22 protein-coding genes are annotated in these 24742 nt (G+C 56.4%); 8 read left to right on the top strand and 14 right to left on the bottom strand.

Annotation, left to right across the window (positions count from 1 at the left end; translation table 11 throughout):
• Positions 1–279 precede the first annotated feature (279 nt).
• Complete coding sequence (locus ACIOJF_RS06960) at positions 280–1365, top strand: inositol-3-phosphate synthase (protein ID WP_402741400.1); 1086 nt, start codon at positions 280–282, stop codon at positions 1363–1365.
• A 188-nt stretch (positions 1366–1553) separates the two neighbouring features.
• Here ACIOJF_RS06960 and ACIOJF_RS06955 read toward each other — a convergent pair whose 3' ends face one another.
• Positions 1554–1676: a hypothetical protein gene (locus ACIOJF_RS06955; protein WP_255209577.1), complete on the bottom strand. Its 123-nt coding sequence runs from the start codon at positions 1674–1676 to the stop codon at positions 1554–1556.
• 583 nt (positions 1677–2259) lie between these two features.
• The gene (locus tag ACIOJF_RS06950; protein ID WP_402741399.1) at positions 2260–3711 is read right to left on the bottom strand and encodes a CCA tRNA nucleotidyltransferase; all 1452 of its coding nucleotides are present in this window, start codon (positions 3709–3711) and stop codon (positions 2260–2262) included.
• 124 nt (positions 3712–3835) lie between these two features.
• Here ACIOJF_RS06950 and ACIOJF_RS06945 point away from each other — a divergent pair, with 124 nt between their 5' ends.
• From ACIOJF_RS06945 to trxA, 5 genes are all read left to right on the top strand, one after another.
• Positions 3836–4375, top strand: coding sequence for an NUDIX domain-containing protein (locus tag ACIOJF_RS06945; RefSeq protein ID WP_402741398.1), 540 nt, complete (start codon positions 3836–3838; stop codon positions 4373–4375).
• Between the two features lie 37 nt (positions 4376–4412).
• Positions 4413–6116 carry a murein biosynthesis integral membrane protein MurJ gene (murJ, locus tag ACIOJF_RS06940; protein ID WP_402741397.1) on the top strand — a complete coding sequence of 568 codons (1704 nt, stop codon included), beginning with the start codon at positions 4413–4415 and terminating at the stop codon, positions 6114–6116.
• Between the two features lie 126 nt (positions 6117–6242).
• Complete coding sequence (locus ACIOJF_RS06935) at positions 6243–7829, top strand: hypothetical protein (protein ID WP_402741396.1); 1587 nt, start codon at positions 6243–6245, stop codon at positions 7827–7829.
• Between the two features lie 100 nt (positions 7830–7929).
• Complete coding sequence (gene trxB, locus ACIOJF_RS06930) at positions 7930–8895, top strand: thioredoxin-disulfide reductase (RefSeq protein WP_105656612.1); 966 nt, start codon at positions 7930–7932, stop codon at positions 8893–8895.
• Between the two features lie 28 nt (positions 8896–8923).
• Positions 8924–9247, top strand: coding sequence for a thioredoxin (gene trxA, locus ACIOJF_RS06925; RefSeq protein ID WP_105656613.1), 324 nt, complete (start codon positions 8924–8926; stop codon positions 9245–9247).
• A 112-nt stretch (positions 9248–9359) separates the two neighbouring features.
• Here trxA and ACIOJF_RS06920 read toward each other — a convergent pair whose 3' ends face one another.
• From ACIOJF_RS06920 to rpmH, 12 genes are all read right to left on the bottom strand, one after another.
• Positions 9360–9572: a hypothetical protein gene (locus ACIOJF_RS06920; protein ID WP_402741395.1), complete on the bottom strand. Its 213-nt coding sequence runs from the start codon at positions 9570–9572 to the stop codon at positions 9360–9362.
• A 2310-nt stretch (positions 9573–11882) separates the two neighbouring features.
• Entirely contained in the window at positions 11883–12008 is a 126-nt protein-coding gene (locus ACIOJF_RS06915; RefSeq protein WP_402741394.1) for a hypothetical protein, read from the bottom strand.
• A gap of 1008 nt (positions 12009–13016) precedes the next feature.
• Positions 13017–13262 carry an ATP-binding protein gene (locus tag ACIOJF_RS06910; protein ID WP_402741393.1) on the bottom strand — a complete coding sequence of 82 codons (246 nt, stop codon included), beginning with the start codon at positions 13260–13262 and terminating at the stop codon, positions 13017–13019.
• An 859-nt stretch (positions 13263–14121) separates the two neighbouring features.
• Complete coding sequence (locus ACIOJF_RS06905) at positions 14122–14259, bottom strand: hypothetical protein (RefSeq protein ID WP_402735400.1); 138 nt, start codon at positions 14257–14259, stop codon at positions 14122–14124.
• 1309 nt (positions 14260–15568) lie between these two features.
• Entirely contained in the window at positions 15569–16762 is a 1194-nt protein-coding gene (locus tag ACIOJF_RS06900) for a ParB/RepB/Spo0J family partition protein (RefSeq protein ID WP_402741392.1), read from the bottom strand.
• A 198-nt stretch (positions 16763–16960) separates the two neighbouring features.
• Positions 16961–17884 carry a ParA family protein gene (locus ACIOJF_RS06895; protein ID WP_105658699.1) on the bottom strand — a complete coding sequence of 308 codons (924 nt, stop codon included), beginning with the start codon at positions 17882–17884 and terminating at the stop codon, positions 16961–16963.
• Positions 17885–18061: 177 nt separating this feature from the next.
• On the bottom strand, positions 18062–18703 hold the full coding sequence (gene rsmG, locus ACIOJF_RS06890; RefSeq protein WP_105662203.1) for a 16S rRNA (guanine(527)-N(7))-methyltransferase RsmG: 642 nt from the start codon (positions 18701–18703) through the stop codon (positions 18062–18064).
• 46 nt (positions 18704–18749) lie between these two features.
• Positions 18750–19277 carry a R3H domain-containing nucleic acid-binding protein gene (locus ACIOJF_RS06885; RefSeq protein WP_133833763.1) on the bottom strand — a complete coding sequence of 176 codons (528 nt, stop codon included), beginning with the start codon at positions 19275–19277 and terminating at the stop codon, positions 18750–18752.
• A 2-nt stretch (positions 19278–19279) separates the two neighbouring features.
• A complete protein-coding gene (gene yidC / locus ACIOJF_RS06880) occupies positions 19280–20254 on the bottom strand; it encodes a membrane protein insertase YidC (protein ID WP_105658696.1) in 975 nt (324 codons plus the stop codon).
• Positions 20254–20631, bottom strand: a complete 378-nt coding sequence (gene yidD / locus ACIOJF_RS06875) for a membrane protein insertion efficiency factor YidD (RefSeq protein ID WP_105662201.1) — start codon at positions 20629–20631, stop codon at positions 20254–20256. The genes yidC and yidD overlap by 1 nt, the downstream gene beginning before the upstream one ends.
• A complete protein-coding gene (gene rnpA, locus ACIOJF_RS06870; protein WP_105658694.1) occupies positions 20631–20984 on the bottom strand; it encodes a ribonuclease P protein component in 354 nt (117 codons plus the stop codon). The genes yidD and rnpA overlap by 1 nt, the downstream gene beginning before the upstream one ends.
• Before the next feature lie 64 nt (positions 20985–21048).
• Positions 21049–21186 carry a 50S ribosomal protein L34 gene (gene rpmH, locus ACIOJF_RS06865; protein ID WP_075972541.1) on the bottom strand — a complete coding sequence of 46 codons (138 nt, stop codon included), beginning with the start codon at positions 21184–21186 and terminating at the stop codon, positions 21049–21051.
• 516 nt (positions 21187–21702) lie between these two features.
• Here rpmH and dnaA point away from each other — a divergent pair.
• A complete protein-coding gene (gene dnaA, locus ACIOJF_RS06860; RefSeq protein WP_105658693.1) occupies positions 21703–23139 on the top strand; it encodes a chromosomal replication initiator protein DnaA in 1437 nt (478 codons plus the stop codon).
• A 465-nt stretch (positions 23140–23604) separates the two neighbouring features.
• On the top strand, positions 23605–24732 hold the full coding sequence (dnaN, locus tag ACIOJF_RS06855; RefSeq protein ID WP_105658692.1) for a DNA polymerase III subunit beta: 1128 nt from the start codon (positions 23605–23607) through the stop codon (positions 24730–24732).
• Positions 24733–24742: the final 10 nt, after the last annotated feature.

Raw genomic sequence — 24742 nt, 5'->3', positions numbered from 1 at the left:
ATGAAGTCACTTTAATGCCTGAATTGATCGCCACTGTCAGTAGTATCCAATCCTTAGGTGCTTTACCTGCTATTGGTGCAGCTGCGCTGAGACAGTGCAGTAATCACCTCGGTTTCGCTAGCCCAGAGAGGCCGCCCCGATAGTTATTCGGTGATACCGGGCACGATTGGGAATGTTTGCACTCCATTAAGACTTAAGATCATTATGGGTCAATTTGCGCAATGCGCTTTTGCGCGCCCTATTGCCCAAAGGTTTTATACATTTCAATAAGGAGTTCATGTGTCGGCGAACCCGATTCGCGTTGCCATCGTAGGCGTAGGCAACTGCGCCACTTCCCTTATCCAAGGTGTTGAGTACTACCGAAACGCCGATGCTGATTCCACGGTTCCAGGTCTCATGCATGTGCAGTTCGGCCAGTACCACGTGGGCGACGTTCAGTTCGTTGCCGCCTTCGATGTCGACGCCAAGAAAGTCGGGCTCGACCTCTCGGAAGCCATCTTGGCCAGCGAGAACAACACCATCAAGATTGCCGACGTTCCAACCACCGGAGTGACCGTTCAGCGCGGCCACACCTTGGATGGCCTGGGCAAGTACTACCGCGAGACCATCGAAGAGTCTGCAGCCGAGCCAGTTGACATCGTCCAGTCCCTGAAGGACAACGAAGTCGATGTCCTGGTTTGCTACCTGCCAGTTGGTTCCGAGCAGGCCGCCAAGTTCTACGCACAGTGCGCCATCGACGCAGGCGTTGCATTCGTCAATGCCCTGCCTGTATTCATCGCCGGCACCCCAGAGTGGGCGCAGAAGTTCACTGACGCCGGTGTGCCAATCGTTGGCGACGACATCAAGAGCCAGATCGGCGCAACCATCACCCACCGCGTGATGGCCAAGTTGTTCGAAGACCGCGGCGTTGTCCTGGACCGCACCTACCAGCTGAACGTTGGCGGCAACATGGACTTCAAGAACATGCTCGAGCGCGATCGCCTGGAATCCAAGAAGATCTCCAAGACCCAGGCAGTCACCTCGAACACCTCCGCCACCCTGGGCGAAGACGACGTGCACATCGGCCCAAGCGACTACGTTGCATGGCTTGATGACCGCAAGTGGGCTTTCGTCCGCCTCGAGGGCCGCAACTTCGGCGATGCTCCGGTCAACCTGGAATACAAGCTGGAAGTTTGGGACTCGCCAAACTCGGCCGGCGTGATCATCGATGCCGTACGCGCAGCGAAGATCGCCCTGGACCGCGGCATCGGCGGTCCGATCCTGTCGGCTTCGAGCTACTTCATGAAGTCGCCACCAGAGCAGTACGACGATGAGACCGCGCGCAACAAGGTGGAAGCCTTCATTCGCGGCGACATCGAGCGCTAGCCCTCCGCGTTAGCGGAAAGGCAATGGCCAGGACCGTTCGGTCCTGGCCATTGCTGTATTCGACAGTGCTCTGGATGCGGAGAAGCCCGCCGGCTTGCAGGCCGGCGGGCCTCTTGGCGATGCCTTGCGAGTTCATCATGGATACCTCGGATTCTTGTTAGCGGGCAACGGTAATGGCGTTGCCGGCCTTAGCGAATTCGAAGGTACATTTCTGGTGGCACGTGGTTCTTCAGCTCACGCTGACGCATGCGGCGGTTGAACTCGGTGCTATCAAGGTTGGTGAACTTGCGCTTGTCTTGACGCTTTTTCATTTGCTGTCCCTCCCTTCGGTCAAAGTAGAAGGGGAGGGAAGATCTTGGCGCGTAGTTGAAATGGCGCGAGCTTTCAGGCTTTCTGGTCCTGCGAAGATTAATTCCGAGGTGCGAACTGCCCGTTGAGCGGATGAGGAGAACAGTGGACTAGGCATGAAAAAAGTTCCTAAGGGTGAGAGTCGATTACTGACCTGCAACCTCAGGAACTTATGCGGGATTTACCGTGAGTTAGGAATCCGCTTGTCCGGAGGTTGGGGAAATGAGCTTGCACAGACGAGACATGGGAGAGCCGCCAATAAATCGCGCTCCGCGATGAGTCTCTGTGTACCAATTGGTATTAATCATTTCGCCACCTCCTAAAATCTGCTCTCGGCCGGCCATGGATGCCATGGGGCCTCTTTGAAAAGTTTTCTCGATCCGCAAGTCTCATTGAGACTTCCCAATCACAGTATTCAGCATACATGGATTATCCCCGATGCGCTACAAATTTGCGCAGAAACTTTAAGCACTTTCCCGGGGACGGCAAAAGCACCCGAATCCATGCGGATTTCAGGTGCTTTTCCCTTGGTGCTCAGGTCAGAGGTTACCCCTCGGTAGCCGATTCCTGGGCTTCAGGCTGTTCTTTCCACCAGGCGCGCAAGCGCTCAGTGGCGATTTCCGCGCCCAGCGGGCCTTCGTCCAAACGCAGTTCCAAGAGGAACTTGTATGCGCGGCCAACGACCTTGCTCGGCTTGATTCCCAACAGGTGCATGATCTGCTCGCCGTCAAGATCCGGGCGGATTGATTGGAGCTCTTCTTGCTCGGCGATCTGCGCGATGCGCGCCTCGAGGTCGTCGTAGGCAAAAGCTAGGCGGTCGGCCTTCTTGCGATTGCGGGTGGTGACATCCGAACGGGTCAGGCGGTGCAGGTGCTCGAGCAGGTCTCCAGCATCGGTGACGTAACGGCGCACCGCCGAGTCGGTCCAGCCGGCCTCGCCGTAGCCATAGAAGCGCATGTGCAACTCGACCAGTCGGGCTACGGACTTGGTGGTGTCCTTGTCGAAACGCAGGGCGCGCATACGCGCCTTGACGAGCTTCGAACCCACCATGTCATGGTGGCGGAAGGATACCGCGCCGCTTGGTTCAAATTTGCGGGTCGCCGGCTTACCGATATCGTGCATCAGCGCCGCGAAGCGCAACACGAAGTTCGGGCCGGGAACAGGTCCCTCTTCGTCGGTTTCCAACGCCATGGCTTGTTCCAGCACGGTCAGCGAATGCTGGTAGACATCCTTGTGCCGGTGGTGCTCGTCAGTTTCCAGACGCAGTGCCGAGACTTCGGGCAGCACCTTATCGGCCAGGCCAGTTTCCACCAGAAGGTCGATTCCCGCGCGCGGGTCTGCACCGTTGATCAGCTTGACCAGTTCATCGCGAACCCGCTCGGAGGAAATGATGTCGATCCGATCGGTCATTCCGCTCATGGCTTCGCGCACCTCTGGACTGACTTCGATCTTCAGCTGCGAAGCAAAACGGGCAGCACGCATCATGCGCAGCGGATCGTCAGAGAAGGAGATATCAGGTGCACCAGGGGTGCGGATGGACCCGTCTTCCAGCGAGCTTACGCCGTCGAAAGGATCCACCAGCTCGAGCTGCGGCAAGCGCAGAGCCATCGAGTTCATGGTGAAGTCCCGACGGAAGAGATCGTCGTGCAGGTTATCACCGAAGGCAACGATCGGCTTGCGCGACTCCTTGTCATAGGCATCAGCGCGGTAGGTCGTGACCTCTAGCGTGTGTTCGCCCTTCTTGAAGGCAATAGTTCCAAACTCGCGTCCCACATCCCAAACGTTATCGGCCCAGCCGGAAATCACCTTGATGGTTTCTTCCGGGCGAGCGCTGGTGGTGAAATCGAGGTCCGGGGATACGCGTCCCAAGTACAGATCCCGAACCGGCCCACCTACCAGCGACAATTCATGGCCCGCCCGAACAAAACGGTCGGCCAAGTCGAAAATAACCGAGGGCAGGATTTGACGCAGTGCGTCAGGCGAGGGAAGTGCATGCATAGTTACTTAAGCGTGCCAGAAATCCCGGAAGAATGCTTGAAATTCCGACGGATTTGCCTGCGAGATAACTTACTTGTCCACGTCGATCAGGCGGCGAACGGTACTTTCTCGATAGAGTGGTTCCATGAACCGACCGATCCCGTCTGCCCCAAAGCGCACCCCATTGACTGCGTCAATGGCTCGCGCGCAGGCAACTGGCGGTCACACGAGCCTGCCGACCGTGGAAGAAGTCTCTTCCGGCGGCATCGTGATCGACTTCAACGACCCCACCTTCCCAGTGGCCATCATTGCCCGGTACAACCGTGGCGGACGGCTGGAATGGTGCCTGCCCAAGGGCCACCCGGAGGGCGTGGAAACCAATGAGGAAGCGGCTATCCGCGAAATCGAGGAAGAGACCGGCATTGCCGGACGCATCCTCGCCCCGCTGGGTTCGGTCGACTACTGGTTCACCGTGACGAATTACCGTGTGCACAAGACCGTGCACCATTTCCTGCTGGAAGCTACCGGCGGGCATCTAACGATCGAGAATGATCCCGATCATGAAGCCGTCGATGTTGCCTGGGTCCCCATCGGTTCCCTGGGCAAGCACCTGTCCTTCCCTAATGAGCGCCGGATCGCTGATCTGGCACGCGAGGTCCTTACAAAGCATGTCTCAGGTTCCTAATCCATCTGCGGGCTCCGATCAGCTACACACCGGAGCCATGGACGTAGTCGCCGGACCTCCCCCGCAGCAGGCAGCTCAGCCTATTGGCTCGCGCTCCAGGATCTATGCCCTGATGGCCTCCGGCACGATGGTCTCCCGCTTGCTGGGCTTCGTGCGCACGGCCTTGCTGGCGATGGCCATTGGTTCGGTCACCTCGGTGGCTGACATCTTTGAAAAAGCCAATATCATCCCGACTATCATCTACATGCTGCTGGCCGGCGGCATTTTCAACGTCGTGCTGATCCCGCAGCTGATCAAGGCCTCCAAGGCGAAGGACCGCGGCGCCGCGTACACGTCGAAATTGGTGACGCTGACCGTCGTGGGCATGGGTATCCTGACTCTGATCCTCACGCTCTGCGCCAGGCCATTGATCACAGTGCTCACCAATAACTGGACCGAGCCCATGATCGCGTTGGGAACGGCCTTTGCCTACTGGTCGCTGCCGCAGATCTTCTTCTATGGGCTCTACGCAGTGCTGGGCCAGGTGCTGAACGCGAATGGCCGCTTTGCCGCATTCATGTGGGCTCCTGCGGTCAACAACATCATCCAGCTGATCGTCATTGGCGCTTTCATCCTGACTTTCGGCGCCTACTCTTCGGGCGACCCGATGCAGGATTGGAGCGGCGTCAAGACCATGTGGCTGGCTGGCGGTGCCACCTTGGGTATCGTATTGCAGTCGGTGGCGCTGTTCTGGCCACTGAAGAAGACCGGGCTGAAACTGACACTGGACTTCCAATGGCGCGGCATGGGACTGCGCCACGTGGGCAAGCTGGCGATCTGGACCCTGGCGGCCATGGTGATCGGCAATCTCTCCTCGCTGGTGTACTCCAAGATCGTGTCCGGAGCTACCGCGGCTCGAGCGCAGCTGCCTCCCGAACAGGCCGCCTCGGTAGCCGGCGAGTACGCGTTGAACACCTCGCAGTTGATCACCGTGCTGCCGCACTCCCTGTTCGCGCTGACCGTCGCCACCGTGCTGTTCAACGACTTCGCCCGGGCTTTCACCGAGAACCGCCGCAAGGATGTTGGCAAGCTGCTCAATCAGGGCATGCGCTCCACCGCAATCCCTATCGTGTTCTGCACGCTGGTCTTCATCGTGCTGGCCGGACCGCTAGGCAGGCTCTTTGCCGGCAACTCCGAGAATGCTGCGCAGGCCGCGGGCGCTCTCGGGCAGCTGCTGGTGCTCACCGCGCTTGGGCTGCCGTTCAAGTCCTTGCAGTTCTTCATGCTGCGTGTCTTCTACGCAGAGGAGGATACCCGCACCCCGATGCTGATCCAGTCGGCCACCGCCGGGCTCGGATTGATCTTGGCGTTCGCCGCTGCCGCCGTGGTCGATCCGCTGCATATCGCCGCCGCCATTGCCTTCATCTACGGCTTGACCAACGTGCTGACCTGCGTCGGCACCCACTATCTGATCAAGCGCCGCTACGGCAACTACGGTGTTTCCTCTGTCATCGACACCTACATTCGAGTCGGTTGGATGGCTACGCTCTCCTCCATCATTGGATGCATCGCGCTCTGGCTGCTGGGTGGATTCAACTTCGGATTCGCCTACGACTCCGTATTCAGCGCCCTGGTTTCGGTGGCTATTGTCGCGCTGGTGATGGGCATCGTCTTCATTGGCTTGCTGTACAAAACCAAGGTCCCGGAGCTCCAGTCGTTCCTGGGTCCGATCCTTCGCAGAATCCCGGGACTCAATCGCTGATGGTCCGCTGAAACTTGCTAGTGATTCTGGGCAAATAGGCACCAAATAGCTTGATCTGACCGGTAACATGGCAGGTGGTGGTCCGTGGACCGCCACCGAACCAAAATCAACCCCTTGGAGATGCACGTGTCGCAGCCAATCGATGTCGGCTCTGTCCTCAGCGGTCGCTACCAAGTAACCGAGAGTGTCCTTTCATCAGCTGAAGGAGACTTGGTACTCGGTGGCGTAGACCAGGTACTGAACCGCTCGGTCAGCATCATGGTGGCTTCCGTGGAGAATTCATCGCAGCTGGCAACGAGCGCACGCGAAATCGCCATGGGCGAGCGCGCTTCGAACGTTCAGGTGCTGGATCTGGGCATCACCGATGCCAACCAGACCTACCTCGTCGCCAACACCGCGCGTTCCTCGGACCTGCTGGACCTGGTTTTGGAAACCGACGACGCTCCATATGTTGAGCCGTTCTTCACCGACACCCTGGGCACCGAGATCTTCGGCGAGTCCCGCCAGGCCGTCCCAGAGACCTATGAGGACGACAACGAGTACTACGACCAGCTGCAGTACGAAGACGAACCAGAGCAGCAGGGCAAGATCGGTTCCGCCTTGGCTGGTGGCTTCGCGGGACTGAAGAACCGGTTCGGCAAAAAGAACCAGGAACAGCCTGAAGAAGAACAGTTCGACCAGACTGCGCCTAATGAGCAGGTTCCCGACACCATGGCTACCCCGGTTGCGCCAGCTGCAAAGCCAGCGGCCGAAGACAAGCCGAAGGTGTCCCGCCTGGAAGACGAAGACGAGCCTAATGTCACCGCAACTGCGGCCCTGGCTGCCGCTGCGCAGTCCAAGGGCAAGACGCCGGCCAAGCCTACCCAGAAGCCTGCCGAGGAAGATGAGAAGCCGGCAAAGAAGAAGGCTGCAGCAGCTGGAGCCGTAGCCGGCGCAGGCGCCGCTGCGGGTGCCGCCGCTGCCGCTGCCCCGAAAGCCTCGACCTTCCCCGCAGCTGCCAAGAATGCTCCTGCCCAGGACCCCCAGGTCGGCGAAGAGGAAGAGGAAGAAGGCGGTTCCAAGGGAACTCGCCTGCTGGTTGGCGCCGTCTTGCTCATCGTGCTGATTGTTGCAGTCGTGTTCGCTTTCAACTTCCTTGGTGGGGACAAGAACACCACCGCCGATGGCGAGCAGCCAACTGCCGTGGAGTCCCCGGAAAAGCCATCCGAGACGGAGAAGGAAAAGGACTCAACCGAGGACGCCTTGCCTGCTCCGAAGATCGACGACGTATCCCGCCTGGTTCCCGGCAATCAGCAGCTGAACTCCGAAACCGATGGCAAGCTGGGCCAGATGATCGACGGCAACGCCTCGAGCACCTACTCAACGTACTCGTACACCACCGCTGATTTTGGCGGCTTCGCTTCCAACATGGTCTTCATCCTGGAACTGGACGAGAAGTCCAAGATCTCCGAGGTCAATCTCGAGGGCCTGAACGGCACCGGCGGCAACTACGAAATCCTCGTCGGCGAATCCGAAGACCTGGGCGATGCCAAGTCGGTAGCCAAGGGTTCATTCTCCGGTCCTTCGGTATCGGTAACTGCCAAGGACGACGACAAGGACTACATGGAAGGAACCCACGTGTTCCTGGACATCACCGACCTGCCTCGCAAGGCATCCGGCGGCAATGATTCACGTCCATTCGGTCTCCAGATCGGTGAATTCTCCGCCAAGTAATAGAAGCGGAATTTTTTACGAAAGCAATGCGTTGAGGTGGATAGTGAGGTTAGACCTTGCTATCCACCTCGCATTATTAGAACGAAAGGGTTCTACCCCCGTGACTTCAGCACAGAACGACGAAATCCGCGACGTCATCATTGTCGGCTCCGGTCCGGCCGGTTACACCGCCGCGGTTTACACCGCCCGTGCGAATCTGAACCCACTAGTCATCGCCGGCTCAGTCACTGCCGGCGGCGAACTGATGAACACCACCGACGTGGAGAACTTCCCAGGCTTCCCCGAGGGCATCATGGGCCCAGACCTGATGGACAACATGCAGAAGCAAGCCGAACGCTTCGGCGCCGAGATCCTCTTCGATGACGTCACCGAAATGAACCTCGAAGGCGAAATCAAGACGCTGTCCCTGGCTGACGGCACCATCTACCGTGCTCGTGCTGTCATCGTCTCCACCGGCTCCGCCTACCGCGAGCTGGGCCTCCAGGATGAAAAGCGCCTCTCTGGCCATGGCGTCTCCTGGTGCGCCACTTGCGACGGGTTCTTCTTCCGCGACCAGAGAATCGCCGTGATCGGCGGTGGCGACTCCGCCATGGAAGAAGCGCTGTTCCTGACCAAGTTCGCCTCCAAGGTCATCGTCGTGCACCGCCGCAACGAGCTGCGCGCTTCGAAGATCATGGCCGACCGCGCCCTGGCCCACGAGAAGATCGAATTCATCTGGGACTCCGAAGTCATCGGCATCAACGGTGCCGATAAGGTCGAAGGCTTGGTCGTGAAGAACCGCACCAGCGGCGAAGAATCCACCGTGGATGTCACCGGTATCTTCGTGGCCATCGGCAACGACCCACGCGTGGATCTGGTCAAGGACCAGCTGCAGCTGACTTCCGAAGGCACCATCGCCGTTGAAGGCCGCACATCCAAGACCTCGCTGCCAGGTGTCTTCGCCGCCGGCGACGTCATCGATTCCACCTACCGCCAGGCCATTACCGCGGCCGGCTCGGGCTGCGCCGCGGCCCAGGACGTGGAGCACTACCTGGCCAACGTTTCCGAAACCCTCGCTACCGCCTAATAGTTTTCTCAGAAAGGGGTTGTCTCTCATGAGCAACGCAAAAGCAGTAACTGAAGCAACCTTCCAGGCCGATGTCCTGGATGCCGACAAGCCAGTGATCGTCGATTTCTGGGCTGAATGGTGCGGCCCTTGCCGCCAGCTCGGTCCAATCCTGGATCAGATCGCAGAAGAGCATGCTGCGAAGGTCGACGTCGTGAAGGTCAACGTCGATGAGAACCAGGCAATTGCCGCGAAGTACGGCATCACCAGCATCCCAGCCGTATACGTCTTCAAGGGCGGCGAGCATGTCGCTACTTCCATCGGCGCCAAGCCGAAGGCTGTCATCGAAAAGGACTTCGCAGAATACCTGTAAGCCAAGAACATGATTGAAGTGGGGATCAACCGCAAGGTTGGTCCCCACTTCTTATTTAACCGTGGCGCCGCGAGAAGTTCACTTGCTTTCGTTTTCTGGCCGTTTCCGAGCCTTACCCCAGCTCAGGTGGAGCCGGTTCTTCATCTGAAGGCCCTTTTGACATGCTGTTGCGAATATCCAAGGCAAAATATTTGTTTTTATTATTCTTGCTCTGTTCTATGAAGCTTTGCACCGTACTTTGGCACCCGTCAGCCAAGATGCGCATTTCATGCTCAGCAATGGACCCGGCAAGTTCGGGTTCGCATTTGATCGTTTCTCTGGCCACCTAGACAGGTTCCCGAATTCTGAATCTTGATGTCCTATGCAAAATTCAGCGATCCGCAATCGCCGTATTTCTAGCCCTTCAACTTCGGCCCACAATTCCAGACTGCACTGTGAAGGGCCGCGGAAACGCATCCGGATACGCCGCACATGCTAGCTGATTGGATGTGCTTTCTGAGAGACAGCCAAAACCAATTCCTCATGGGACTATCCGCTTCCGGTCGAAATTGCGTCAAATTCTGTCCATGGATAATCCAGGCCATGCCGACTGCCGCATCCCCGTGTCGCGGCGACACTCGGTTTTCATGGGCGTCTTTAGCTGGAACAGCATCTCTTGGTCTTGATTATTGGGGAGGGTTCAACGCGCAGTGAGAACTGCCAGGGCTAACGGAGTTCCAGGGAATTAGCGGAGCACTCCCCTTCCGCGTATCCACTGGTTGCTCACTGAGCCTACTGTTTCGCCGTCAATCGTCAGAATCCATGATGCTATCTCTTCCAAAGTCCGAACGGTTCAGCAACGAGTTCCTGAGGACGTTCTCTGGCTAAACTGGCACGCAGTAAGCAGAACAGAATCTTTCGGCTTGTGAGTTGTTGCCGTAAGTCAGTTGCTGCGGCCCAAACCATGTTTCGTGCCGATACGTCATCACCCACTGCGCAACTGTCACATGGGCCGCTGGGTAATGATGAGGTGCGACCTGTCGAAGATTGAATGAATCTGAGGTCGATTGCCGTGGAGCGAACGAGCCACATCATCGCTGGATAGCTGTTCATACCCATCGGGGCGAAGCTTGCCGGTAGAACCTGCATCAGGGACAAAGGCCTTAGACTCATGCTCGTTGCCCTACTGTCGACTCGCGAAGAGAAGGCCTGAATCTCCAATCTGCTAGTGATCGGAGGGGTTTCTCTCTGATCAGGTCATCGCAATTCTGCACTAGGTCCTAGTTCAATCAACTAACTCTGAACAGCGCGCTACCTATCTTTCGGGAAGTCGGTTTCCCCGAGGGCCAGTACTAACCCCACATATAAGTTCTTTCATTCACACGCTTCCCTCCTTCAGGTTCTCTTGCCTTTCAATTAATGGAGGTCTTCGCCCAGTTCTCCAACCCTGAGAAATTTAGGTTGATCACTACTACGGGCTTCGGCACCTGGGGCTTCGCACTCCACGGCATCATGCCTACCTATTGCGCGGCTGGTGCATGGACAGCTGGTCCGAATTCCCGCGCTATTTACCTTGGGGCTTTTTTCTAGTGAATAGTTCCTTCGAACCGGGACAAAAGCAGGAGCGGGTTGAGCCGGGTTTGCGGAGACTCTAGTGAACCTATTTCACCGCTAATCCTCCTACTCTCTTGGATTGAAGGTTGTGATCCTTCTGGATTTCCCTTCGCTCACCTTGCTCATGAGCGGGATCTGGAGCGCTGCCGGGCCGCTCATGCCCGACAGGGCTCCCGGAGACCCATACATCCGCCTAGGACGCGCTTCTGCAGCCTCATAAGTCACTTCTAAGGCTTTCTGGCCATCTGTTGCCTTGACCCCTCCCTAGGGCCTTGGCGTCATTTCCTCCTGTCAGCTGCTGGCGTTGAAGTGGTTGGACGATCGTATCCAGGCTTCACCTTCCGCGCGTATGGGACCAAGGGTCAAGTTATCCCTCGGCATCTCGCGACGCTCTTACTTTCCTGCACGCCGTGCGTGCTCGCCGGGTTTTTGGCGCTGGAACGAACTTCCTCATGTCCGCGCCGCAAGCCGCAGGCTGATCACTGTCCTCTCACGTAGGCACCGGCCAGACAGGTCCTCTCCGGCGCTCGTACAGGCCTACGCATGTATTCAGCAAGCTTCTTATGCCTCATCTCAGCAAAGGCTGTCAGCCTGCGGGTAGTGGGTATAGCATCATTAGCTATTCATCTCGGGGGCGGGGTGCCCAGGTCGTGCGTGGCCGCTCCATTCTGTGCAACGTCAACCCTGTATGTGCTTTCAGGTCGTTCTGGTTGTTTCACGTGAAACACCAAGCGCATCGTTGAATTCAGGACAATCAAAGGGCGGTCAGGTTAATGTTTCACGTGAAACACGTTTCGCTTCGCAGACGTCAGCAGGTTCGAAGGGCGGTCTGGATCATGTTTCACGTGAAACGTTGCTTCAAGGCAGCTGCTCTCAGTGTTCATGTTGCGGTTCCGCCCCCCACCAGTCGCAGTCGCCGATTCAAGAAATTCGAGAGACGGTGACACGATTTCATGACAGCTCGAACTCGGATTTCTAGAGATCTGGATGTCGGTTCGGCAAGGGTGCGCACCAATGTTAATCCCACACCTGCGTCAGGAATCTAAATGGAGTCGTTGCTTCTCATCAGCGTGCCCTGGCTCAGGGTGCGCGTAATGGCTTCGGGAAGGGCTAGTACCACTCCCCCATCGCACGGCATGGCGCATTCGACATAAGAAGTTCCGGTCATGCCCGCAACACCAACTGAAGATCGCCTTCTTATCGTCAAACGGAATCGGACCTGTACCGTCCAATTCTCCCTACGCCAGCTCGGCATTGGTCAGCAAACCGGACGGTTCTTCGCCCGATATGGATGGTTAGGCGAAGACAGCCTCTCCTCAGGGTGAACCAAGCAATCAGTATTCGCCGAGGCATCAACCTCGTCACCATTGGCCTCACCCCAGCGGACAATCGGCGGATTGGACCTGGTTAGCACCGACTCCTGTTAATAACGATCAGCTGCATCAACGGCCGCAGTACCGAATGGAATGTAATCCACCTTGACGATGATCAACAGTTTGTATTGCATAAGACGCAGCAACTCATGAGTCGATTTCCCTCCGTGATGCGCCGCCACCAACCTTTACGCGCAGCCAGAGCTGTTCATCGAAGAGCATTGGATACCACTGCCGGCAGGCTTTGACACCCAGCGCAATACGCGAGTTAGTATTCACCGCCCATGGCGGTCCTCTACAGGTCACGAGCATAGCTGTCGGGATGATCGCCGTCCTGGCCCGGCAGGCTTCACGAGTCCATCCCTCATCATGTGCTGGATCAACATGCTACTTGCACGTCCGACAGATTGATGACATTTTCATGGCTCTCGCCAACTGCTCAATCGTTTCTTCCGAAGTACGCATTACTGGTCATCATGAAAGTCGTGGATGTCCAGGCAAGGGATTCTATTGCCGGCCGATACCTAGCGTGACGCGACCACGCAGCCGTGGTCGTGGCCAAATAACGGTTGTGCGTCGAATCTTGCTCAACGCACAACGCAGTAATCTGCACATGTGCCGGATCGGTAATCATCTGGTGCTTGTGAATATTCGGTGGTTTGAGAGCCACCCAATATTGCGCCTCTGGGCCAGTCGTTATTGTGGTTCAGATCCACCCAATAGTCTCCCTTAGAACCACCTGCCGGATCATCAGTCCGGCAGGCAGTCCTGAACGAGGATTCCATCGAATCAACGCCCCGTGGCTAATGCTCCGGCCGAGAGTACACCTCACACATGTTGCGCCCACCGGTCTCAACCCAAATCGTATCGTGCACGACATGATTCATGATCGCGTCGGCCAACGCACCAGCGTCCAGCCGGGCACGCCAATCCGATTGCTTGTACTGCGTACAGAAAATGGTGGATGCAGCGTCATACCGCCGCCCTATGAGCTCGAAGATGATTCTCAGCAACCCGCCGGCTGGAGGATCCAAAAGCCACTCATCCATCAGCAAGACGCAACCACCGGCGCGCGGACAGAATACTGGGTGGCTCAGAACCGCAATATTGGCGGCTCTCGAAAAGTCCAATATTCAGCTTGTCCAGCACCGCGGAGGATCAGCCACCACCGGCTGGCCGCAGACCCTCTATCCATGGTCACCGTGGAATCAACAATCCGGCCAATGTCTGAAGGATGCACCAATTAATTATTGCGGCCCAGACTCATGCTATAGGTCCTTCTCCATCGTGCCCGATGGCTGAGCCCGGTACTGATGGCATCGAAGGCGAGATGATCATTGTGCCTAGAGCCTACGGCGACCGGTCGATGCTCCGGACCTGGATCGGGCTGAACGGTGTACATTGGCTTTCGGTAGACACCCGTCGAGCTGTTTGCTGAGATTCTGAAGGAAAGAGGATTCAAGCAACTGGTTGCATTCGGTTTGCTCTTTGAACTCAGAATCTCTCGGTGGAGCCAGAATGCTCCTGCTAGCCAGCGGCTCGGCAAGCACTGAATTGGCTTCCGTGCCTTTCCTTTTGCTTCCGAATCGCGGATTCACGGTCCCAGATTCTGCTCTTGAGGACCGCGTCATCATCGTCGTTCTAGCTCCACATCCCAACGCTCAGATCCGGGCATTGCCAACTAGGAATCATCAGCGCTTTGAACAGCCTCAAATGCGACAGCCTCATCATCAGCTCCGGCAGCATCAGAGCCTGGTCGGATCCGACAGATGTCCGTGGCTTGGGGAACCACAGATCCACTTGCGCGGCTTGCCCTGATTCGTGGACCATCCGGTCCGCAGGGCCCACGTTCGTGTATTCCGGACATATCAGTGCGACCCGGTTCTTCAACGTGGAGATGGAATTCGTTCATTCGATTCGTTCGTCGATGGCCGTCGCCGGCATGCGCGGATACTCGCAGACCAGCCTGCGGGTTTCTGGTTCGAAAGCGTCAGCGATGGAACCACGCTTCGTCTGCAGGTCATTTGCAGACTCGGTGACTGCCAATGCTGAACATACGGTGTTACGTGCGATGCCAAGTCGCCGCGAGATCGCCGTTATTGGCACGCCTTCTGCTCAATGCAGTCGACGGATCTCTGCGTACTGTTCCACATTGATCCTTCCCTCAGAATGTCTGTTGAATGGATCAGGTGGGGTGAAAATTCAAAAGTCGTTCAATGGTTAGCATTCAGTTAGCGTTGGCACCCCTCCGAACTTGCCCCCGGTTGGTCCTGCCATAAGTCCATAGCGGCCTTTCTTGGCCCTTCACGGCCTTCGTGCGAGCCTTCCTCTCCCCTACCCGACTCCCGGCTCTCGTGGCGTCGCTATACGCCCACCTTGCTGCTCAGAGAGTCATCACGGTATGCCTGACTATCTGATCTTGCTGTTCCAGAACATGCTGTATGCAGTCCTTACTCAACGCCGTTGCATATCTGCCCTAAGCAAGAACGATGAAACGTACCCTTGGAATCGCCCGATACGGCTTCTCGGTCCAAGGTTTTCGGAGTTGTGCTCAGTTGCGGACAGCATCCTGGCTCCCTTGCACATCAGTCCTCGAACAATCTAAGAAGCATGGCTGACACATGCCACTGCGCATTAGATGGAGTAGAGCCAGGCAGGGATAGACCGCGAAAACCATCAGTGTCTCTACTGATCGCACCTTGTGTTCTCCTTCGCACTGGAAGGTAGCCGGAATACTGTGCACCAAATGCGGCACCTATCGCCCCGGATGTCCTACCAAGCAGAATACTGGCGGCCCAAATCCGTATCCGCTGGGGTAGTTCCCGCAGCCAGGCGGGTCGAATCATGCGTTCTATCCTCTTCCCGTTCTCCGTAGAATTCATTAAGTGGAGGCATTTCGGTGACCTAAACTGAATGGCTCGCTGATCCTCAGGAGCAGGCATCGGAGAATGGTTACGAAGCGAGGTGAAGGGCTCGGCTCAGCGATGCGGTGCCAATCCCGAACCTGGTACGGTGTGTCCTGCTTTCTCTACATTTCTGGACAGCGTCGTGGCTACTTCGTGCTCATGCCATCGGCATGTACGTTCCCTCTTTGATAAGCCAACGGCGGATGCCAACAATCAGTTTTATGCTTGCTGTGGTTCATGATCCATTTGATGCGAAAGCTATGCGGGCACACCTAAGTATCCGTTTATGGACAGCAGCGGTTTCCTACCCACCAACGATTCGTCTCCATGTGCCGCCCTCATACTTGGTTGGCAGTAACCTCGCATGGAGTATTTGTTTCACGTGAAACACAGGCTCTAGATACAAGAAAGGCGCATGTTTCACGTGAAACATGCGCCAGTTCATGAAATTACGAGTTCATAGTCGGATCAATAACCTGCATGATGCGGTTCAGATCATCCACCGAAGCGAACTCGATGCTGACTTTGCCCTTGCGGCTGCCAAGCTGAATCTTGACGTTAGTGTCCAAGCGGTCCGCGAGCGAAGTTGCCAGGAAGTCCAGGCGTTCATTGCGCTGGGTCTCTCGCGCCTTCTTTGCTGGCTTTCGTGGCTTGTCGTCACTCAGTGCCACTGCTTCTTCGGTCGCGCGCACGGACAAGCCCTCATTGATGATTCGCTGAGCCAGCTGCTCGATGACTTCGTTGTTCGACAGTCCTAGCAACGCGCGCGCATGACCGGCAGAAAGAACGCCAGCCGCAACACGACGCTGAACGAGTGGAGGTAGTTTCATCAAGCGAATCGTATTGGAAATCTGCGAACGGGATCGTCCGATTCGTTCTGAAAGCACTTCCTGGGTACAATTGAACTCTTCTAGAAGCTGCTGATAAGCAGCGGCCTCTTCCAGTGGATTCAGTTGTGAGCGATGCAGGTTCTCGAGCAAGGCGTCGCGCAACAGATCGGTGTCATGCGTGTCGCGGATAATGGCCGGGATAGTCGCTAGGCCAGCCGCCTGTGTCGCGCGCCAACGGCGTTCACCCATGACCAGCTCATACGGAGCGTCATCTTTCTCGCGGGAAGGGCGGACCACGATAGGTTGAAGCAATCCAATTTCGCGGATCGAATGGATGAGTTCATCCATGTGCTCCTGATCGAAGTTGGTACGCGGCTGCTTGCGATTTGGGTGAATCAGCTGGACGTCGAGTTCAGCGAACTGTGCGCCAGGAACTTCGACAAGATCGGGAGAGTCTGATTTTACAGGTTGCGGCTCGGTCTTCTTAGGTGCTGGTTTCTCAGCTGATGCGTCTTCCTGAGGTGCAGAGGAATTCTTTCCCCCAAGAGTTGTATTCAAGCCAGGCATAGTTGCGCGAGCGCGCTTTGCCGGCTTTGCGGGAGTGGTTGGCGCCTTAGGTGCCGAGGACTTGCGTCCCGGTTCGAAGAACATATCGACAGGACGTGTAGCGCGCGACTTCGACGCTTCCGCGGCCGGATCTACAGGAGCTGTTTCACGTGAAACATTCTGGTTTTCCTCAGGAGCCGCCGTCGCCGGTGAGCTGGAAATAAGGGCACCCAGTCCCCTGCCCAATCCCCGCTTCTTATCTGCCATGTTCTTCGCACGCCCTTTCATCCGAAATTTCAGCCCGAGACTAGTCTACTGTTTTTTGGCTTTGAACCGGGGATGCGCACAGTGCGTCAGCCGTGGCTCTCACCGTACGAATCTCGCATCCGCATCAGATAGATCTGGAAAAACAAACGAAAATCTAAGGGGATGATCTTTTCCAGCGTGAAACGTATTCATAAGGTCTTACGCGCCTCGTTCAGCCATCTCTACGGCTGCTTCGGAGTACGACAATGCACCAGTCGAATTTGGATCATAAGTAATGACGGTCTGCTGGTAGCTCGGCGCTTCAGAGATTCGTACCGAACGAGGGATGACGGCCTTGAGCACCTGCTCTGGGAAGTGCTCACGGACTTCGTTGGCGACCTGCGCGGCCAAATTCGTGCGACCGTCGTACATGGTCAGCAGTATCGTCGAAACCGTCAGCTTGGAGTTCAAATGCTTCTGGATCATTTCAATGTTCTTCAGTAGCTGGCTCAGGCCCTCGAGCGCATAGTACTCGCACTGGATTGGGATGAGAACTTCACGAGCGGCAACGAAGGCGTTAACGGTCAGCAGGCCTAGGCTTGGCGGGCAGTCGATGAAGACGTAGTCCAAGCGAGGCAGCCCCTTGCGCTGGCGGGTACGCGCGTAGTCATCCAGGGCGCGCTGCAGGCGCTGTTCGCGGGCTACTAATGAAACCAACTCGATTTCAGCGCCTGCCAGGTGAATGGTTGCAGGAGCGACCTGCAGGGTTGGCAAGTCTGGGCATGTAGCTACTACGTCAGCCAATGGAAGATCATTGATTAACACGTCATAAATGCTGTCTACTTCAGCGTGGTGTTCAATGCCCAGCGCGGTAGAAGCGTTGCCCTGCGGGTCGATATCAATGACCAGGACGTTTAGCCCGCCCTTGGCTAGGGCGGCGGCAAGGTTGACCGTGGTCGTCGTCTTGCCTACGCCACCCTTCTGGTTGGAAATGGTGAAATAGCGGGTCTTCTCAGGCATTGGCACCTTGCGGGCCTCCAAAGCTTCGCGACGACGATGTTCACTAGCTATCTGAGTAGCCAAAGGCGAGGACGAGTCGTTGAAATCAAACGCGCTATCCGATGAATCCTTAGTCTTAGACAAAGGTAAAACTCCTCCTCGTGAATTGATGCACCTAATGCTCATGGCGTGCACCGATAATGTTTCACGTGAAACATTCAAAACAAGTCATGCAGATTGCGAAATGGCTTCATCCTCGAAAACTATGAGGATGAAAGCCATTTCGCTTCTATAACTATTTAACAGACTATCGCGTCAACCTTAGCCAACCTTGATGCGAACCACCGTGGTTGGCTCTGCAAGGATGCTTTCGCCCACAGTGAGCACTTCGGTTTCCCTGCCGCCAAGCTTGCGGATCGCCTTGGTAGCCTTAGCGATCTCTTCGACAGCGGAGCGGCCCTTGATGGCGATGAGCTCGCCCTGTCCGTGTAGCAATGGAATAGTCAGTCCAGCCAAGTTGGTCAGAGCAGATACGGCACGGGCCGTGACATAGCGTGCGTTGACGACGTCGACCATCTGCTCTGCACGGCCACGCATCACGGTGACGTTGTCCAGACCCAGATCATCGATAACCTCGGAGAGCCAGATGCAACGGCGCTCCAGAGGCTCAATAAGCGTCAATTTGAGGTCCGCGCGGGCAATTGCCAAGCAGAGCCCTGGAAGGCCAGCACCGGAGCCTACGTCGGCTACCTCGGCGTCCTTCTCCATGACCTCTTCGATCACGGCGCAGTTGAGCACGTGACGGGACCACAGACGGGGTACTTCCCGTGGGCCAAGAAGCCCGCGCTCAATGCCCGAGGTTGCCAGATGCTCCACATAGCGCTTGGCAAGATCCAGGCGGTCACCGAAGATCTTCTCGGCAGCCAGGGTCTCTTCTGCAGTAAGGCTGAGGTCCTCAGTCATGGTCGTTGGTCCTTAGGTCGATCAGCACGCTCTCGCGTGATGGTTCTTAGCTGTCCAGTACCGAAATAACGATATGGCGTCGGGTCGATTCACCCTCGGATTCCGAGTGCAGTCCTGCATCGGCGATCACGTCGTGCACGAGCTTGCGCTCGTAGGCGCTCATTGGATCCAAGTGGGTCTTCTCGCCGGTTTCGCGTACCGACGCAATAGCATCTTCAGCGATCTTGCGGAGCAGTTCTGCGCGCTCTGCGCGGTAGCCGGCAATATCCAGGATCAAGCGCGAACGCTCACCGGTAGCAGTGAGCACTGCCAGCCGGGTGAGTTCCTGGAGGGCATCGAGGACTTCTCCATCCTTGCCTACGAGGCTCTCCAACGAGGCGTCTGCGTCCTCAGCAAGGATCGAGATGTAGGTGCGGCCACCGCGGATCTCGATGTCGATATCGCCGTCCAGATCTGCAATGTCCAGAAGCTCTTCGAGGTAGTCGGCGGCGACGTCGCCCTCGTCCAGAACTTCCTGGTCGTCTTCGATCTGGTTTTCCAGTTCTGGTGCGTCGATGTTCTCAGTTGCAGTCATGGCTACTTCTTCTTTCGACGGTTCTTGCGCTGCGGCTGTTCACGCTGGCCCTTGGCCTGCTGCTCTGCCGCGGCGGCGGCAGCGGCATCAGCGTCTTCCTTCTTCACGCCTACTGGAGGCAGGCCCTTGGCGGCGCGGCGAGCGTTAAGTTCGCGCTCTGCTTCCGAACCAGGGGTCGGGTTGTTGCGGATAACCCAGAACTGCTGGCCCAGGGTCCACAGGTTCGAAGCGGTCCAGTAAATCAGCACACCGATTGGGAAGTTGATACCACCGATACCGAAGACCAGGGGCAGGATGTACAGCATCATCTTCTGCTGCTGCATGAACGGGCCCTCGAGGGCCTCCTTGCTCATGTTCTTGGTCATCAGCTGTCGCTGGGTGAAGAACTGCGATGCGGTCATTGCAAGGATCATGACCACCGCAACGATGATCACTGCCCAGTTGATGGCACCGGAATTGATGGTGCCCAAGAAGGTCTCGGACAGCGGAGCGCCCAGGATCGAGGAATTGTCGAAGCTGCGGATGTGCTCAGCGGACAGAGCGCCGATCGAACGTCCATCATCGCTGGCGCGGGAGGCTTCGTTCAGAACGCGGAACAGCGCGAAGAAGAACGGCATCTGCACGAGCAGGGGCAAGCAGGAAGACAGCGGGTTGGTCTTATGCTTCTTGAACAGCGCCTGCTGCTCCTGAACCATAGCCTGGCGCGACATCTGGTCGGTCTTGCCCTTGTACTTGGCCTGCAGCTTGCGCAGATCAGGCTGCAGTGCCTGCATCGCGCGCTGGGACTTGATCTGCTTGACGAACACTGGGATCAGCAAAGTACGGATCAGCAGCACGAGGAAGATGATCGACAAGGTCCAGGTAACACCCGAATCCCCGTTCATTCCAATCGCGGTGAACAGTTCGTGGAATGCCCACAGAACCCACGAGACTACGTACGTAAACGGAGTCAGTATCGTGTCTAGGAAGTTGTTCATCAGTGGTCGAGCTCCTTGCGGCCGCTTTCCGCGGCGTCTTCATCGTCGGGAATCACAGGATGATTCAGAACTATGATCCTCGGCAGTTTGCCTTCTGGCCAAATCCTCGGTCCCTCAGGAACGTGGTCGACGCCTCCGTGGGACCACGGATTGCATCGGAGAATCCGCCAAGTGGTCAATCCGGCGCCTTTGACAACGCCGTGCTGAGTCACTGCTTCGAGCCCATAGGCAGAACAGCTAGGAAAGTATCGGCATACATCGCCATATAGTGGCGAGATGAGTTTTCGGTAAGTCTTGAGCAGCCCGATAACGATGTTGCGTGGGATATCGATGATGAACCACAGCAAACCGGTACGCGGAGCTAAGTCCTTACGCATCAGCGCGCCTCAATCTTGCGCAAAACAGCGGAGAAGGCTGAATTGACCTGGGAGTTGAGTTCTTCCCAAGAGAGTTCGGCGGCGCCAGGAAGTGCACGGAAGACGAAATCGACGTCGCCGTCCACGCGCCGCAGCTCGTGGGCGATTTCCCGCATTCGTCGTTTGGTGAGATTCCTTTTAACGGCAATACCTACAGCCTTGGAAACAATGAATCCAAACCTGTCACCAAGGAACTCTTCGGTTTCTCGGTGCCGTGCATATAGCACGACGTTCCGGCGTCCGCTTCGGACGCCGGAACGTACAGTGGCTGTAAGGTCTTGCGCTAGGCGCAGTCGCTGATTCTTAGGCAACATCGGCTTCGGGTTGCTCTTTAGCTGAGCTCGTTGAAGTCATGCTGCCAAGAGCTGTTTCGCAAATTTATGCGGACAGCTCGGTGCGACCCTTGCCGCGACGTGCCGAAAGGATGGCACGACCTGCACGGGTACGCATACGAAGGCGGAAGCCATGCTTCTTCGAACGACGACGGTTGTTAGGCTGAAAAGTCCGCTTGCTCACGGTGACACTCCAAAACGTTTTAGATGATGCGTACTACCCGTTACTAGCTAGCTGGATAACAACAGGATGACGCTCGTGCTTTTTATAAAATGCGCTTTTTTCGCGGGCTCTTCCAAAAATGAGCAAGTCGCAAAAAGATGCGCATAGGACTGAATAACAATAGAAAACTATGCGCGCAAGGTCAAATTGGCGCACGAGTTCTGCCCATGCTCCCCGCTTCGAGAGTCGGCCTGTGAATAATCTACCCCAAACTTGTGGATTAAGGCTGTGCATAACGAAAGAAAATTCACAGTTTTCCGCAAAGCAGCTAGTCATCTCGCAGCGAAAAACGCTTGATTTCAAGCGAAAACCCGTTTTCCACAGTAATAACACCCGGTTTTTCCACGGAGCTGTGCATAACTGTGTGGATGATGGATAGAATCAATGCAGACGTGGTCCAGAAAACGACGTTTTAGAAGCCTGGAAACAGGATTCTTGTGACCAAGATTGCATTTAAACGGAAGCGGGGCGCCCTTAGTGAGCAGCGACGAAACCAATAGCATTGGTAGCTCTTGGCGCCAAGTCATCCGGAAGATCGAGGATGATGATCGCGTCAAGGCGCGTTACCGTGCCTTCGTATCGCTGGCTAAACCTCAGGGACTAATCGGTACGACGCTCTTAGTTGCGGTACCCAATGACCTCACCCGCGATATTCTGCAGACTCAGCTGCGCGAGCCGCTGGATGAAGCACTGCGAGAAGTCTTCCAGGACGAGATCCGTTGCGCCGTCAGCGTTGATCTCTCGCTCTCGGATGAGCTCGAAGAAGATGAGCCTGAAGCCAAAGCCGCCGCGCCGTCAGCTCCAGCAGTCGTTGAGACTCCTGGTCCGCGCCCCCAGCCAGCACCGCAGCCAACTCCCCCATCGAATTCGCAGGAGTTCGGCCGGCTGAACCCGAAGTACATTTTCGACACCTTCGTGATCGGCTCATCGAACCGCTTTGCCCACGCCGCAGCCGTTGCTGTTGCCGAAGCGCCGGCCAAGGCCTACAACCCGCTGTTCATCTATGGTGATTCAGGTCTGGGCAAGACTCACTTGCTGCATGCCATTGGCCACTACGCACGCCATCTCTACAAGGGCATCCGCGTGCGCTACGTGAACTCCGAAGAGTTCACCAATGATTTCATCAACTCGATCCGCGACGACGAGGGCGCAAGTTTCAAGCAGACTTACCGCAACGTCGACATTCTGCTCATTGACGACATTCAGTTCTTGGCCAACAAGGACGCTACCCAGGAAGAGTTCTTCCATACCTTCAATGCGCTGCACAACCACAACAAGCAGGTTGTCATCACCTCTGATCTGCCTCCCAAGCAGCTGCAGGGATTCGAAGACCGGATGCGTTCGCGCTTCGAGTGGGGCCTGCTGACCGATATTCAGCCACCAGAGCTGGAGACGCGTATTGCGATTTTGCGTAAGAAGGCCGACGCCGAAAATCTTTCAGCTCCAAGTGATGTCATGGAGTACATTGCTTCGCGTATTTCCACGAATATCCGGGAACTCGAAGGTGCTTTGATCCGTGTCACCGCTTTCGCGTCGCTGAATAACCAGCCCGTGGACCTTGCATTGGCCGAAACCGTGCTCAAGGACTTGATCAGCGAAGACGGGGCCCAGGAAATCACGCCGTCGACCATCATCAAGCAGACCGCAGAGTACTTCGGACTGAGTATTGATGAGCTGAACAGCAAGTCGCGAACTCGTACTTTGGTCACCGCGCGCCAGATCGCCATGTACTTGCTGCGTGAGCTTACCGACATGTCGCTGCCGAAGATTGGTGCAGAACTTGGCGGCCGCGACCACACCACCGTGATTCACGCGGATCGTAAGATCCGTGAGCTCATGGCCGAGCGTCGAGCGATCTTTAATCAGGTCACCGAGCTAACCAACCGGATTAAGCAGAGCCAGCGGGAGCACTAGCGGCGAGAAATCACAGGTGTGGATAAGACTGTGGATGATTTGGTGACGACCTGCGGATAAGTGCGCAAACCATGTGGACGTTAAAAATCATGGAACTGAGTATCAACAGGATGATGGAACTGAGTCTCATGTTCAACCACAGATTGTTCACATGCACAATCGTGGGCGGGTCTGGGGTTACAGGCCTTATCCACAGTATCCACAAGGGTTATTAACACTTCTCCTTTAAACCCTTAATCATCCAAATAACGAGTCCACTCCACACCCTCGAGCCAAATCCTGTGCAGAACAATTTTTTGTTGCATCGTCCACACTTCGTTCATTGAGCAGACGTTGCGCTATCAGGGCGTGGCAAGATTAGATGGATAAAACGTGCAATTACCTGCTCTATGCTTAAGAACTTGGCGAGGGAACAACCTTCTTGGCCTGACTTAAGACTTATGGGTTCCGAAAGGCGGATTTTTCGTGAAGTTCAGCGTTGAAAAGGATGTATTGGCAGACGCCGTATCCTGGACTGCCCGGTCCCTGGCACAGCGACCACCATCACCTGTTTTGGCTGGCATTCTCATCACCACCCATGAAGGCCTGGTTCGGCTCGAGGGATTCGACTATGAGATTTCCTCGCATATTGAGATTCCCGCGGACATTTCTGAGCAGGGTTCGATCTTGGTTTCCGGCAAGCTCTTGGCTGAGATCACCCGATCGCTGCCTAACTCGACGGTCACCTTGGAGACCGAAGGCTCGAAGATCTCGCTGACCTGTGGCCGTTCACGATTCCACCTGGCCACCATGCCAGTTGATGAATACCCAACCCTGCCTGAACTTCCAGCTATCGCCGGCACTATCGATGGCCAAGCATTCTCCGAAGCTGTATCGCAGGTTATCGTTGCGGCGTCCAAGGACGACACCTTGCCAGTTCTCACCGGCATCAAGGTTGAAATTGAAAATGACCTGATCACATTCTTGGCCACGGACCGCTACCGTCTGGCTCTGCGTGAACTCAATTGGACTCCGAACCAGGCAGAAATCTCGACCTCCTTCCTGATCAAAGCCAAGACCCTCAACGAAGTTGCCAAGACTCTCTCGAGCTCTGGCGAGCTGAAGCTTGCAATGAGCGAGAACGGAGAAATGGTTGGCTTCGAAAGCTCCAACCGCCGGACCACTTCGCTGCTGATCAATGGCGAATACCCGAAGATCCGCTCGCTGTTCCCAAGCGACACCCCAATCCATGCCACCGTTCGCACCAGCGAGCTGATGGAAGCTGTTCGTCGTGTATCGGTGGTTGCCGAACGCAATACCCCAGTTCGCATGGCTTTTACCGATGGCCAGCTGACCTTGGATGCTGGCACCGGCGAAGACGCGCAGGCTGAAGAAGCTATTGTTGCGTCTCTTCGCGGCGAAGACATCGTCGTTGCCTTCAACCCGACCTTCTTGTCCGAAGGCCTGAACTCCTTCAATACCGATTTCGTGCGCTTCTCCTTCACCAGTGCGCCCAAGCCGGCCATGCTGACCGGCCAGAAGAAGCTGGATGAGGATGACCAGGACCAGTATCGCTACCTCGTGATGCCGGTTCGGTTGCCCAACTCGAACTAAGCCAATTTCG

Source organism: Glutamicibacter sp. NPDC087831, assembly GCF_044742845.1.
GTDB lineage: Bacteria > Actinomycetota > Actinomycetes > Actinomycetales > Micrococcaceae > Glutamicibacter.
This window is presented reverse-complemented; position numbering and strand designations above follow the sequence as displayed.

Coding starts and splice junctions, on each gene's coding strand:
- ACIOJF_RS06955 (WP_255209577.1), bottom strand. CDS start 1,676: ATGAAAAAGCGTCAAGACAAGCGCAAGTTCACCAACCTTGATAGCACC.
- ACIOJF_RS06950 (WP_402741399.1), bottom strand. CDS start 3,711: ATGCATGCACTTCCCTCGCCTGACGCACTGCGTCAAATCCTGCCCTCG.
- ACIOJF_RS06945 (WP_402741398.1), top strand. CDS start 3,836: ATGAACCGACCGATCCCGTCTGCCCCAAAGCGCACCCCATTGACTGCG.
- murJ (WP_402741397.1), top strand. CDS start 4,413: ATGGACGTAGTCGCCGGACCTCCCCCGCAGCAGGCAGCTCAGCCTATT.
- trxA (WP_105656613.1), top strand. CDS start 8,924: ATGAGCAACGCAAAAGCAGTAACTGAAGCAACCTTCCAGGCCGATGTC.
- ACIOJF_RS06915 (WP_402741394.1), bottom strand. CDS start 12,008: ATGACCGGAACTTCTTATGTCGAATGCGCCATGCCGTGCGATGGGGGA.
- ACIOJF_RS06910 (WP_402741393.1), bottom strand. CDS start 13,262: ATGGATGAGTGGCTTTTGGATCCTCCAGCCGGCGGGTTGCTGAGAATC.
- ACIOJF_RS06900 (WP_402741392.1), bottom strand. CDS start 16,762: ATGGCAGATAAGAAGCGGGGATTGGGCAGGGGACTGGGTGCCCTTATT.
- rsmG (WP_105662203.1), bottom strand. CDS start 18,703: ATGACTGAGGACCTCAGCCTTACTGCAGAAGAGACCCTGGCTGCCGAG.
- ACIOJF_RS06885 (WP_133833763.1), bottom strand. CDS start 19,277: ATGACTGCAACTGAGAACATCGACGCACCAGAACTGGAAAACCAGATC.
- yidC (WP_105658696.1), bottom strand. CDS start 20,254: ATGAACAACTTCCTAGACACGATACTGACTCCGTTTACGTACGTAGTC.
- yidD (WP_105662201.1), bottom strand. CDS start 20,631: ATGCGTAAGGACTTAGCTCCGCGTACCGGTTTGCTGTGGTTCATCATC.
- rnpA (WP_105658694.1), bottom strand. CDS start 20,984: ATGTTGCCTAAGAATCAGCGACTGCGCCTAGCGCAAGACCTTACAGCC.